Here is a 14,208-nt window from a genome sequence, read left to right on the forward strand (position 1 = left end):
CGGCCATCGCTGACCGCTCCCCGGAAGGCCTCAGCCTCAGAGGTTGAAGTTGCCGCCGCTCAAGCTGTGGCTGCCCTTCAGATCGATGCGGAACTCATCGTCGGTATTCGCATCGGTGCTGCCGCTGATGATCGTGTACTCGCCATCCACGCGCATCTCGTAGGTGACAGCCACCTGGCCGGCGCCGGTGATCGGCCCGTTCACCAGGGTGAAGCTCTGGTTGCCTGCCTGCGAGCTATCGGCATCGATGCCGCTGAGATCGAGCCGGTCGCCCGGTTCGAAATCGAGGATCGTGTCGCCATCCGCGCCCTCGGCGCTGAGGAAGCGGAAGGTGTCGTCGCCGGCGCCGCCCTCCATCACGTTGACGGCCTTGCTGGCGGTGATCGTGTCGCTGCCCGAGCCGGTCGCGACATTCTCGATGCTCCACAGCGTGTCCGTGCCGCTCTGCGCGCTGGAAGCGCTGCCGCGTCCGAGCAGGCCGTTGCCGAGATCGACGGTGAGGTTCGCCGTGATCGCCGACAGGTCGAGCGTATCGATGCCGGTCCCGCCATCGCTGTCATCGCCGAAATAGGTGTCGTCGCCGTCACCCACCGCGCCGGTGATCAGGTCGTTGCCCGAGCCGGCGATCACCGTGTCGTTGCCGGCACCGGCGGTGATCAGGTCGTCGCCGCTCTCGCCAAAGATCCGGTCGTCGCCGGCCTCGCCGTCGATCACGTCGCCGCCAGAGCCACCGAAGACCACGTCGTCGCCAGCCCCGGCCTGGACGATGTCGAAGCCCTCGCCGGCATTGACGAAGTCGTTGCCCTCGCCGGCGGAGATATTGTCCTCGCCATCGCCGCCGATGATCACGTCATCACCGGCCAGGCCGATCATGTCGTTGGCTTCGCTCGTGCCGAGCAGGACATCGGCCTGGGCCGTGCCGACCCTCAGGCTGCCCGTCGACGGGTTGGGCGCCGGATCGCCGGGGCCGTCCTCGTCGTCGCAGCCGCAATCGTCGTCATCGTCGTCATGGCCATGATGATCGTCGTCATCATCGTCATCGTCGCCGCCGTGATGATCATCGTCGTCCTCGTCATCATCGTCGTCATGACCGGGATCTTCGTCGTCCTCGTCCTCGTCATCCTCATGATCGCCGGAGCCGAATTGCGGCATGCCGCCTTCGCTGGTGAAGCAGATGCTGTGGCTCGGGCTCGTCATGGTGGTCACGCCGTTCTCGTCGGTCGTGACCTCGTAATCCTCCGGCACCGCGCCATCGGGCAGCTCGATCACGTCCTGCGGCCGCAAGGTGCCGACGATCGTGTCGTTGCCGCCATTCGAGCGGAAGACGATGCGGTGCGCAGAGCTCAGGGCCGAGATGTTCACCGTGTCGTCGCCCGCCTGGCCATCGATCGTGATGGTGTTCAGGCGCAGGCTGGTGGTGGAGAAATCGCCCACGACGGTGAAGGTGTCGCCGCCGATCGTGCCGCCGGCTCCCGAGGGATCAACACCGTTGATCCGGATCTCCTCGATCTCCGTGAGCTCGGCGATGACCGAGGCGTTGTCGCTGCCGTTGCGGGTGACGACGATTTCGGTTGCCGCATTGAGGCTCGCCGCGGTGTTGCCGGCGACCGCCAGCCACGCCGCCCTGGTGTAGATCGTGTAGGCCTCGGCCGAGGCATTGCCGTTGATCACGAAGGTGTCGCCGACAGCGCCTTCCGTACCGCCATTGACGATGTCGCGACCATCGGTCGGAGCCGCCGCATTGGCATTCCAGATGATCGTGTCGTCACCGGCATCGCCATTGACGGTGTCGGCACCGAAGCTGCCGGTGGCATTGATGGTGAGAGCGTCGATATTGACGCTGTCGCCGGTTTCGAGGCTCGAGGCCACGAAGCGCACCGCGGCATTGGCTGTGAACGGACCGGTGCCAAACAGGCTGAGGTCGATCGAGCGATTGGGGACCGTATTCGTCCCGTCGTTGATCAGGTCGACCTGGACAAAGTTCACACCGTCACGGGAGAAGAACACGGTGATCGTGTCATCGCCCGCATCGAGTCCGGTTTCGACGATCGAATAGTTGAGAGTGGCCGCGGTCGCACCGGCGAGGTCCACGCTGCGCTGGATTTGCGCCCCGTTGAAGTCGCCGCCGTTTCCGCCGATGAACTGCAGGACATTGTTGTTGCCCGCATCGATGCGGATCTGCCCGGTGGTCGTGCCACCGCTGTCGCCGCTCTCGACCCAGTCGGGACCCCAATTGTTCGTGCCGTTGGAGTTGCCCTGGCTCGCAGCTTCGAAATTGTCGACATAATTCGCAGTGGCGATGCCAGTGCCACCGCTCAGCGTGTCGTTGCCGTCGCCGCCATTGAGCGTGTCCGCGCCCTCGCCGCCATTGACCACGTCGTTGCCGCCATTCGCGTTGACGGTGTCGTTGCCGCCGAGCGCGTTGATCGTCTCGGAGGTGGTCCCCACCCCGTTGAGGGTGTTGGCGGCGTTGGTCCCGGTGATCGTGCTGGTCGGAGCTGCGGCCGCCAGGGTGAAGTCCGAGATGTCGATGGCCCCGGTATTGCTGCCATTGATCAGGATCGTGCCCTGGATGGCCGAGGCCGGTCCGTTCTCCCGGATGGTGATGAGGGTGTTGTTGGCACCGGAGGCGGATTCGAAGACGCGGTTGTTAAAATTCGCCGCCGTGACTCCGAGCCCGCTCAGGTCGATGCGGTCCTGTGTCGCCGGCGTGCCGCCGGCGCTGTCGAAGCTGTTGATCGTGTCGGCACCGAAGCCGGGCGCGTTGTAGACGATGGTGTTGAAGCCCCCGCCGACATCGATGGTGTCGTTGCCGGCGCCGCCGATGATGGTGTCGTTGTCGTCGCCTCCACTGATCGTGTCGTTGCCGTCGCCGCCATCGAGCAGGTCGTTGCCGTCATCGCCGTTGAGCGTGTCATTGCCACCGGCGCCGAACAGCTGGTTGGCCTGGCCATTGCCGTTGATGACGTTGTTGAGGATGTTGCCGGTGCCCCTGACAGCAGTGCCGTTGAGGTCCAGATTCTCGAGATTGGCGCCCAGCGTGTAGTCGACGTCGGATTCGACACGATCGGTGCCGCCGGTGACGAGATCCGCATTCGCCTCGGTCACGATGTCGCCGGCTTCGTCGACCTCGTAGATGTCGTTGCCGTCGCCGCCGATCATGGTGTCCGCACCGAGCCCGCCTTGCAGCGTGTCGTTGCCGGCGAGGCCACTCAGCGTATCGGCGAGATCGCCGCCGGAGATGACGTTATTGCCGGCATTGCCGGTGCCGACGAACTGGTCGGCATCGATGCCGGTATAGGTCAGGTTCTCGACATTCGCCATGAGCTCGATCGAGAGCGCGGCCAGCTCCGTGAAGACTTCATCGGTACCCGCACCAGCCGCCTCGACGACCACGTCGAGGAGATCGTCCACGATATAATCGTCGTTGCCGCCGCCACCGACCATGGTGTCGGCTCCGAGGCCGCCGTCGATGACGTCGTCGTCGCCAGCGCCCGCACCACCGACGATCAGGTCGTCACCATCACCACCGGTGAGGGTGTTGTCGCCGGCAGCCCCGAAGATCAGGTCGTTTCCGGCACCGCCGATGATGGTGTCACCGGTGCTCTCACCGACGATCACGTTGTTCGCGATCGAGGCAGAGAGGTCTGCTCCGCCGTCGTCGCGGCTGATCAGATAGTCCTCGGTACCAAGCAGGTAGCCGGCATAGACCGCGCCGTTGAAATTGATGCGCTCGACGCCGCTCTGGGCGTTGGTGCCGTCGAAGTGGTTGTTGACTGTGATCTGCTGGGTCACCGTCTGGGCGCCGTTCGGCAGCCCGTACGTGATGACAAGGCTGCCATCGTTGTTGTCGGTGTCGTCGTCAGCCATCGACAGGCTGTTCAGCGTCAGGATCGGAAGCCCGTCGATATCGACCCCGGTGGCCGGCGCCAGGATCGAGATGCGATCCTGCGCGCCTTCATTGGCGAGTTCGTTGATGACGTCATTGCCGTCGCCGAGGGCGAAGGCATAGGTGTCATCGCCGAGACCGCCGTTAAGGGTATCCACGCCGGTGTTGAGCGCCGGGTTGGTGAAGTTGATCGTCAAGGTATCGATGTTGACGCTATCACCGGCTTCGAGGCTGGACGCGACGAAACGAATGGCAGCATTTGCCGTGAACGGGCCGGTCCCGAACAGGGACAGGTCGATCGTACGGAGCGGGACAGTGTTCGTCGCATCGTTGATCAGATCGACCTGAACGAAGGTGGTCCCGTCGCGTGAGAAGAACACGGTGACCGTGTCGTCGCCCAGATCCAGCCCGGTCTCGACGATCGAGTAGGTCAGGGTGGCTGCGGTCGCTCCGGCAAGGTTCACGGTGCGCTGGATCTGTGCACCGTCGAAGCTCCCCGCGGGCGTGCCGCCGATGAACTGCAGCACGTCATTGCCGTTGTCGATACGGATCTGGCCGCTCGTCGTACCACCACTGTCACCGGTCTCGACCCAGTCAGGATCCCAAGCCGCGGTGCCGTTCGAATTGCCCAGGCTGGCCGTGTTGAAGTTATCGACGTAGGTCGCGGTGTTCACGCCGGGGCCGCCCACCAGGATGTCGTTCCCTGCCAGGCCGTTCAGCGTATCGGCGCCGGCAAGGCCGAGGATCAGGTCATCGCCCGCCGTGCCGTTCAAGGGAACGTCATTGCCCGGCGTGCCGACGATGATGCCGAGCGAGCCGTTGCTGAACTCCAGCCTCTCGATGTTGCGCAGCTTGTCCGAGCCGTCGAGATTGAGCTCGGTGACATCGGTGACGGTGACCTGGCCATCGGCGGTCGCACTGAAGGTGTAGTCGGAGCGCAGGCCCTGATACTTCGCCGTATCGATATCGCCCGTCGTCGTATCGGTCTTGATGTCGCGGATGATCCTGAGCTGGCCGGGATTATAGGTCCCGTTGAACATCTTGGCGGCCAGCGTCGTCATCGACTTGTGCACCTCGAGCACGGTGCCGACGCCGCCATCGGGGCCGATGCCCGACATGACCGCGATGTTCACATCGAGCCATTTGTCGCCGTCGATGATGTCATCGCCGCCGCGGCCCATGATCACGTCGCTGCCGTCGCCGCCGAGGATGATCTCGCCGGCATTGTAGACGACCGCGTTGGCCGCGAGCGCGTTGACCTGCGCCTCGCTGAGACCGAGCACCTCGCGAAGGCCGGCGATCAGGGCAAGGCCCTCCTTGGTCAGCTGGCTGCCGCGATAGCCTTCCGAGCCGCCCTGGGCGAAGGGCAGACGCTCTGCCGCCGTAACGTCCGAGCCCGTCAGGACGTCGTTGAAGCGCGAGCCTGACAGACCCTCGACCGACTCATAGGCGTCGAGCGTGCCGTTCGCCGGCGGCGTGGGGTTCTCGTCGAAGACGATGCCGCGGGTGAAGTCGGCATCCACCCCCATGGTGTTGTCTTTATAGGTCGCCCAGTCGAAGCCGGACATGCCGGCCATTTTGCCGCGGCCGGCGCTGCCGACCATGATGTCGTCGCCGCCTTCAGCGATGAACTCGTCGAAGCCGCCATCGCCGAGGAACACGTCGTGCCCGTCGATGCCGTCCTGGGCGAAGACCTCGTCGAAATTGTCGCCGGGAGCGCCGTCGAAGGTGCCGGTCTCGATCCAGTCATTGCCCTCGTTTCCGAGGATGCGCTCGGCGTTCTTGTTGCCGTAGATGTAGTCGTTGCCGGTGCCGGCAAAGACTTCCGAGCCCATGTCGGTGCCGAGGAAGATGAAGTCGTGGCCGTCATTGCCCATGACCAGGTCGAGGCCCGGTCCGGCATGGACGACGTCATTGCCCCTGCCGGCCTTGATGTTGTCGTCGCCGCCGCTGTCCTTGATGATGTCGTCGCCGTCACCGCCATTGATGATGTCGTTGCCGAAACCACCTTCGAGCAGATCGTTGCCGCCATCACCGAACAGCGTGTCGTCGCCGATGCCCGCGATGAGCGTATCGTTAGCCTCGGTGCCGCCGAGGACGACGTGGTCGCCGCCGGTGTAGCGGAGATAGTTGGTGTCGACGCCCGGAGTTGCGGGGTTGTCGCGAATGACGAGCGGCGTCAGCAGGCTCGTGCCGAGCGGGTCGAGGCCGCGATTATCGGCGCTCTCGTCGACCGCCGTCGTGAGGGGATCGTCCTCCAGGATGCCGTCGGCGCCGGCATCCTCGCCGAGGCCGGGATTGTATTGCTTGGTGCGGTCGACCTCGAGGATCAGGCCGGGCGTCGAGAACACGTCGGACGGCAGATGCGTCGCGTCGGTATTGCGCATGATCATCGCGGCGAAGGAGTTGTTCTCCATCTCGCCGAAGAGATGCAGGCCGTCGAGGCGCTGCAGGTAGTAGAAGCGGTCGCCGTTCTGCAGCTTCTCCATCTGCACTTCGAAGACGAAGTTGAAGGTCGAGCCGAGCATGCCTCCGAAGGGCATGATCTCCTCGGCGAGGCCGCCGATCCAGAGATCGACATTCTCGAGACCGCCACGCACGCCGCCGGCATAGGCGCCAGTGGCGTTCAGGAAGTCGAACCGATCGGTATAGGTCACGCCGGCAATGGTCACGCCATCCGCATCGTTGCCGTCGCCGATGATGAGGGCCAGGGCTGCGTCGCGCTTGGCTTCGAGAGTGGTCGCGCTGGTGATCGCAGCATGGGTGCCGTAAGCCGCGATGAAGTTGATGATCGATGCCTCGTGCTTGAGATGCCCGGCGAAATCGGCCCAGCTCTCATAGGGCTTGAGCAGCACGTCCTCGTTGGTCGCCTCATAGAAGGTGCGCCGCGCCGCGTTGAGCGAGGGCACGCCGGTGTCCCGGCCGCGGGCGAGGTTGATCGTGGCGAGGTCGAGCGGCAGGCCGAGCAGGTTGTTGCGCAGCGCAGTCGTGACGAACTCGTCGATCTCGTTGCCGACCTGCCGCGTCATGCCGCGGATGATCGCGCCGGCAGCGACGTCGTCGGTGATCGAATGGGCGATGCCGCTATCGCCGCCGTCGAAGGCGAGCGGGTTGAGGAAGCCCTCGATCAGGCCGATATGGTCCGCGTTGAACGAGGGATCGAAGCGGTCGATCGACTCGGTCAGCATGGAGTGGCCGAAGCGATAGACCACATGGGCGAACTCGGCGACGATCGACGGGTCGATCGTCGTGTCGAAGCCGTCAGGCACCAGGAACACGTTGATATTGGGCTGGACCTTGCGGGCGAATTCCTCGAACACGAGGTGCTGGTACTGCATCTCGGTGCCGAACTTGGCCGCCTGGAACAGCCGCTCGCCATCCCAGACCAGCGTCGCGACCTGCGCCGGCGTCGGGAGCGCGGCCAGGTCGACTTCGAGCCACTCGTTGATGAAGGCGAGGTCGTTGCTCGCCAGCACCGTGTCCTTGGTGTGCTGGACGAGACGGTTGTGCTCGGCATGGAAGACGTGGTGGACGGCGGTCAGGCCGATATTCTCGTTGACGCGGCCGTCGCCGGCGATGAAGTGGGCGTCGAGCAGCTCGTTGTCGTATTCGGTGTCGCCGTTGCCGGGATTGCCCAGGCCGATGGTGATGTCGCCATCGGCGATCTTGCCGATCGGCACGGCCTCATGGGCGATATCGGCCAGGAAGGCGCTGGCCGTGCGCAGGGCGTTGGTCGTGGAGATGCCCAGACCGCCATTGGCGGTCGGATCGCCTTCGATCACGACGTCGTCGGCGGTGTTGGGAATCCCGTCGGCGCCGATGCCGATGATCACCTGCGGGAAGCCATTCGTGCCGGGGATGAAGTTGCCGTAGGGATCGGTCCGCAGCAGCGGCACGGCGCCGACATCGGCATCGGTCAGGTTGATGCCGAGCAGCGTCTTGGCCTGAAGCTTGACTTCGCCCCAGGTGGCCATGCCGCCATTGGCGCCCTCGATCAGCTTGCCGGTCGCGACCGGGTCCCCCGCCGCATTGAAGGCATATTGGCGCAGGAAGACCTGGTGCGACGCGTGCGAGGCATAGGTCTGGTTCTGATCGACATAGGCCGTGGTGGTGTTGACCGGCCGCACGTCGTCGGCGGTGCCCATGACATTGTCGGGACCCGCCGAAACCGTGGCGCGGGTCAGCACCATGAAATTGGTGTGGCTGCCCTCGACATAGAGCGGATCGTCAGGCTGCAGCGGGATGAAGACCGTGCCGCTGCCGCCCTTGTTGATCAGGTCGAGGCCGTGATCGAAGAACTGGCCGAACAATGTGAACCACGAGTTGAACGGCGCCGAGAGGCCTTCATCCGGCGCGACGGCGGGAAGATGGACGTTGTCGCCCTGCATCGCGATGCCGAAGGGCTCCAGAGCCGCATCGCGCACCACGCGGGCGGCGTCCAGAGCGGTCACCGTGGCGGCATGCGCGCTGGTGGCCGCCGCGAGGGCATCAAGCGCGGCCTGTTCTTCCGGGGTCGGAGGCGTCCCGGGATCGCCATCGCCGAGCGCATCGGCCGCGGTCTTGGCGTTCTGCATCACGACCCGCGCCTGGTATTCGGCGTCCCAGGCCGGCTTGAACGCCTGGTAGATCGCCGTCACTGCCGGCAGGTCGGTCATCGGGCTGGCGGAACCGGCGCGCTCGAGCGCGGTCAGGATCGCGGCCGGATTGCCGAGCGTCTGGTCGACGAGCAGGTTCGAGATCGTGCGCAGGCTCGAGTCGAAGACGAGCGAATTGGGATTATTCGAGGGGTTGTAGTTCGGCGCCGTCGGCATCGAGGGAGCCGGACCCATCGGACCATCGGGATCGAACGGCGTGCCATCCGCCGGCCGGTAGACCGGGGGGATCAGCTCGGGAAACTCGGCGCCGGCAGCGCCCCACGTTTCCTGGCCGGGCAGGAGGTGATTATAGGAGCCGTCGACCGTCCGCAGCCCCCAGGCCACGTTATAGGCGGGCACCAGCCCGCCGGCGCCGAACAAAGGCTGGCCAGCGGAATGCGCCTCCGCAATCTTGATCTGCGCGAGGATGAAGTCCAAGTCGCTGCGGATGTAGGTGACCATCGTATTTGCTCCAAGATTGCAGAGAGCCAAGCGCAAATCAGCGCAAATTGATTTTTAAGTATTCGTCTCTACGCAAATCACTCGGAACTGATCTTGAACAACCCAGATCAACCCGAGCAGACATGATGCGGCATTTCTGATCCCACCGTGTGGATCATCAATCGACGGCGCGTTGGTTGGTAGATCGGAAAGTCCAGCCAAAGTTTGAGACTTTGGTCCCTATTGGAGGGACGACGTTTGGCTCTTAGTTTCAGCCAGATACGATTCTCGCGCTTGAGCCGTATGCTGCATCGCAAACACGATACGACGACGAATCCGCGCCAGCCGGATAAGTTCAAAATGCGATAACGCCGAAGGATGCGACAATAACGCCGTTACAGAGAGTTCGGGCGAACGACCGGAGGAGTTTGATTAGTTGTCGACAGCGTTCCCGAATGAGCCCGGAACGGCCGAGCTGACGACCCGAATTGGCTGATCGGCAGTATCTATGCGTCAAAGTGATTCAGAGATGAGTACCGCAGCGCGCAGAAAGACCGAACAAGACGTGGTCTCAGCATCGCCACCTCCGGGCGCCCAGAAGGCCGGGTTCTGGTCGACCAAGTCGAATGCCGTCCTGAGGCAATGGCGCGCGCTCAGCCTGGAGCGCAAATTCCTGATCACCGCGACCCTGACGGTCGGGCTGTCGATGGCGACGCTGGGCTATTGGGTCGAAAAGCGCATTCGCAGCGGCTGGATCCAGGGAATGGCGGAGACGGGTGCCCTCTATCTCGAGGGTTTCCTGGCCCATCACGTCCAGGCGCTCGAGACGTCGCGCAGCCTGCCCGCCGCAAACCAGGCCGAGATCGAGGACCTGCTGTTCAATACCAGCCTCGGCGCCCGCGTCGCCATCATCAAGATCTGGGATCTCGACGGTAATCTGGTGTTCAGCACCAATCGATCGGATTCCCATGAAAAGCTTCATTCCGGCTATCTCGAGCGCATCAAGGCCGGACAGGTCGTCGTCGATTCCGACACGGATGATCACGTCGAGGAGCTGAAATCACAGAACCTGTCGCCCAAGCTGATCGAGATCTACGCGCCGATCTACAATCTCAAGACCAGGAACATCATCGCGGTCGGAGAATTCTACGAATTCGACCGGTTCCTGCAGAAGGAAATCAGGGACGTCAAATACGCGACCTGGTTCCTTATCTTCAATGTCGCGGTGATCATCATCGTCCTGCTGCACGTCATCGCAAGGAAGACCAGCAGGACGATCAGCATGCAGCAGGAGCTGCTGGAATCCAATTTCGCCCGAGCCGCCGCGCTGGCGAAGCGCAACAACGCCTTGCGCCGCGCGGCCGATCGCGCCCGGCTGAATGCCACCGTCCTGAACGAGGCCTATCTCGCGAGCATCGGCGCGGACATCCATGACGGACCGATCCAGATCCTCAGCCTGATGATGCTCAAGTTGCCCGATAGCGGGCCGCAAGTGATGCCGCCCGACGAGCTGGCCAAGACCATCCGGAAGGATCTCGAGCCCCTGATCCAGCAGACCCTGGCGGACCTGCGCAACCTGTCCGTCGGCCTCGTTCTACCAGAGGTCGAGGACCTGCCCGCCAGGGACACGATCGACCTCGCGATCACACGGCACGAGCACCAGACCGGAACCTTGGTCCTGCGCGCGCTCGGGGATTTGCCCGAGCACGTTCCGCGCGCCATCCGCGTCTGCGCTTACCGGGTCGTTCAGGAGGCCCTCAACAATTCCTACAAGCATGCCGGAGGTCATGGGCAGCGTGTATCGGCCCGCATCGACGGCAAGATGCTCGAAATCGTCGTGGCCGATAGCGGCGGGGCTTCGACGCGTCAGCCCGGCTCCCCGGCGAGCCGGGCCAAGCTTGGATTGCGGGGTATGGAGAGTCGCATCAAGGCGTTGCGCGGCAACCTGGCGATCGCCAGATCGCCGCATGGCGGCACCGAGATTCGTGCGACCTTGCCGCTGCGCTCGTAGCCGCTAGCGCATCGGCCCGAGAAGTGGATTGCAGTTTTCTGAAAAGCCGATGCGAAAACAAGAAGCGGGATCATCGGACTGGATTCGATATCCGGTCCGATGATCCAGGGCATTTTCGAGCGAAGCGAGCACCGGTTCGTGCAAAGCAAATTCGATAAAACAAAGACTTAGATAATTTTCGCGGTTTGAAGAAGCACAGAAGTGCGCTAGCTCGGCCTCTGTACGCGGGGGACGGCGCGCGTGCCCTCGAATGCGGCGGGATTGAGCTTCTGCGCCGCGATCACGACTTCCAGCCGGTTGCGCGCATTCAGCTTCTGCATGAGATGGGTCATGTAGCCCTTCACGGTCTTCTCGCTGAGCGACAAGGCCCGTGCGATCTCCCGGTTCTGCTTGCCGCACAGCAGCAGCCTGACGATCTGGTCCTCGCGGACGCTGAGCTTCGCACCCTGGGCGGCCTTCTTCTCCTGCGCCTTGTTCTGCAAGGCACTGATCACCTTGGCGGCGAAGCAGGCGGTGATGTAGATCTCGCCGCGGCACGCGGTTTCGATCGCTTCGATCAGTTCATCGGCGGGGCTGCCCTTTAGGACGTAAGCTTTCGCGCCCGCTTCCAGCGCATGAATGGCGTGATCCGTGTTGGTCGACGCGGTAAAGACGACGATCTTCATCTCCGGCGCCGCTCTTGCAGCATCGGCGATCGCCTGGAATGCGTCTCCGGGCATATTGAGATCGACGATCATCGCATCAGGGCGATGCTTGGCGGTAATCGCATAGATATCGCTTGCCGCAGCACCGGCCGCAGTCAACGAAAACCCCGGCTTGCGCTGCATCAAAGCGGCAAGCCCTTCCATCAGCAGCGGGTGGTCGTCGACGACGGCAATGGATATTTTTGCCATTCAGCCCCCCTCCTATAAATTCTTTTGATGCTGACCTAATTACTGCCGGCTGTAAATACGATGGTGAACAAAGGGTTAACATCTAAAATTTCAGCCGTTGTTACACAGTGTTGCACGCGGCAGCACACTTGCGGCAATCACCAATAACGTCGGTCGATTTGCTATTCGGGATAATTGACATGCGTGGTTGTTGGTGCATCACCTTGACGTGTCGCAGTACCAAGAGCGGCCGCCTCCATGACAGTGGACATTGACCATCGACCGAGAAAAATCGGTTGGCAGCGCACGCCGCGCGAGCCTTCGCTCGTCGAGGCCTTCGCCTCGGTGCCGGTGGTGGCGGGGGCAAGCTCGTGGCGCAAGTTCCTGGCGTTCCTGGGCCCGGGCTACCTTGTCGCCGTGGGCTATATGGACCCCGGAAACTGGGCGACGGCCGTCGCTGGCGGATCGCGCTTCGGCTATGCGCTGCTCTTCGTCGCCCTGCTGTCGAATGTCATGGCGATCGTGCTGCAGGCGCTTTGTGCCCGGCTCGCGATCGCGACCGGGCGCGATCTCGCCCAAGCCTGCCGGGATGCCTATCCGTCCTGGGTCAGCATACCCCTTTGGGTCCTGGCCGAGCTCGCGATCTGCGCGACCGACCTCGCCGAGGTGTTGGGAACCGCGATCGCGCTCAACCTGCTCTTCGGCCTGCCGATCGAGATCGGCGTGGTGCTGACAGCGCTCGACGTCTTCGTCGTGCTCTGGCTGCAGAACAAGGGCATTCGCTCGATCGAGGCCTTCATCATCACGCTGCTGGGAGTGGTCGCCATTTCCTTCGCGATCCAGCTGGCGATGGCCAGCCCGGACTGGCGTCAGGTGGTGGGAGGCTTTGCACCGAGCCGCTCGATCCTGACCGATCCGGACATGCTCTACCTGGCGCTCGGCATCATCGGCGCGACGGTGATGCCGCATAATCTCTATCTGCATTCGGGCATCGTCCAGACCCGCGCCTACGGCCATGGCGAACACGAACGGCGCGAGGCGCTGCGCTATGCGAGTTTCGATTCCGGCGCGGCATTGCTCTTCGCCTTCCTCGTCAACGCCTCGCTGCTGATCGTCGCTGCCGCGACCTTCCATGCGGCCGGCCAGACCCAGGTCGTCGAGCTGGAGCAGGCCTACAAGATCATGACGCCGCTGCTGAACAGTCCGGCGGCGCCGACGCTCTTTGCGATTGCGCTCCTGTGCTGCGGCCTGAATGCCAGCGTGACCGCGACCATGGCCGGGCAGATCGTGATGGAAGGCTTCATCGAGATCCGTTTGCCGGCATGGCTCCGTCGCCTGGCGACCCGCCTCATCGCCATCCTGCCGGCCGTGATCGTGCTGCAATTCTACGGCGCGACGCGGACCACAGATCTGCTGATCCTGAGCCAAGTCGTCCTGGCTCTGCAATTGCCATTCGCGGTGACCCCGCTGGTGCTGCTGACGGCATCGCCCAAGAAGATGGGGCCCCTGGCGCCGCCGCTCTGGCTGACGGGGCTGGCAGGGGTCATTGCCGCCGTGCTGATCAGCCTCAACGTGACGCTCCTGGCGGGCATGCTAACGCGATGATCCCGGCAGCCTTCCGCACTGGCGATCAGCGAAGCTCAATCTCAGCCAGATAGGCGCGCACCGCGCGCTCCGGCCCATGCCAGGAGGCGCTGCCCTTGCCCTGCAGATCCGGCGGCTCCTTCCAGCCGGGCTCGATGCCGCTCATGTCCGGCAGGAGATGGGCGATGCCTTTGTGGCAGTCGATGCAGGTCTTCTCCTTCGGGATCAGGAAGCGGCTGTGGATCTCGGCGGCACGGCGGGTCTGCTTGGTGAAATCCATCGCCACGGCCGAATGGCAGTTGCGGCATTCGAGCGAGTCGTTCGCCTTGAGCCTCGCCCATTCGTGCTTGGCGAGCTCGAGCCGGTGATCGAGGAATTTCTGGCGCGTCGAGATCGTGCCGAAGATCTTGCCCCAGACCTCCTTCGAGGCCTGCATCTTGCGGGCGATCTTGTCGGTCCATTGATGCGGCACGTGGCAGTCCGGGCAGGTGGCGCGAACGCCCGAACGGTTGGAGAAATGCACGGTCTGCTGCAGCTCCTGGTAGACGTTGTCGCGCATCTCGTGACAGGAGGTGCAGAATTTCTCGGTATTGGTGATCTCGAGCGCCGTGTTGAAGCCGCCCCAGAAGAGCACGCCGCAAATGAAGCCGCCGAGCGTGAGGAAGCCGAGGCTGAGATAGGCACTCGGCCGGCTGATGATCCGCCAGAACCACAGGACCCAATTCCAGCCCCACAGGAACAGAGCCTTCAGCTTAGCCATGATGGCGCCCCGCTAGA

Annotated in this window: 5 protein-coding genes; 2 read left to right on the forward strand and 3 right to left on the reverse strand. The window is 63.5% G+C overall.

Going from position 1 to position 14,208, the window contains the following annotated elements; genetic code table 11:
* Positions 1–36 precede the first annotated feature (36 nt).
* Positions 37–8,985, reverse strand: a complete 8,949-nt coding sequence (locus EV560_RS36665) for a peroxidase family protein (RefSeq protein WP_131855052.1) — start codon at positions 8,983–8,985, stop codon at positions 37–39.
* A 544-nt stretch (positions 8,986–9,529) separates the two neighbouring features.
* Here EV560_RS36665 and EV560_RS07195 point away from each other — a divergent pair.
* Complete coding sequence (locus EV560_RS07195) at positions 9,530–10,975, forward strand: sensor histidine kinase (protein ID WP_131855053.1); 1,446 nt, start codon at positions 9,530–9,532, stop codon at positions 10,973–10,975.
* A gap of 206 nt (positions 10,976–11,181) precedes the next feature.
* Here EV560_RS07195 and EV560_RS07200 read toward each other — a convergent pair whose 3' ends face one another.
* On the reverse strand, positions 11,182–11,868 hold the full coding sequence (locus EV560_RS07200) for a response regulator (protein WP_131855054.1): 687 nt from the start codon (positions 11,866–11,868) through the stop codon (positions 11,182–11,184).
* Between the two features lie 237 nt (positions 11,869–12,105).
* On the opposite strand from EV560_RS07200, the gene EV560_RS07205 reads away from it, so the two are divergent.
* On the forward strand, positions 12,106–13,452 hold the full coding sequence (locus tag EV560_RS07205; protein WP_131855055.1) for an Nramp family divalent metal transporter: 1,347 nt from the start codon (positions 12,106–12,108) through the stop codon (positions 13,450–13,452).
* Between the two features lie 25 nt (positions 13,453–13,477).
* On the opposite strand, the gene EV560_RS07210 is transcribed toward EV560_RS07205, so the two are convergent.
* Positions 13,478–14,191 carry a cytochrome c3 family protein gene (locus EV560_RS07210; protein ID WP_131855056.1) on the reverse strand — a complete coding sequence of 238 codons (714 nt, stop codon included), beginning with the start codon at positions 14,189–14,191 and terminating at the stop codon, positions 13,478–13,480.
* Positions 14,192–14,208 lie beyond the last annotated feature (17 nt).

This window comes from Allobosea sp. BK604, from assembly GCF_004341515.1.
Classification (GTDB): domain Bacteria; phylum Pseudomonadota; class Alphaproteobacteria; order Rhizobiales; family Beijerinckiaceae; genus Allobosea.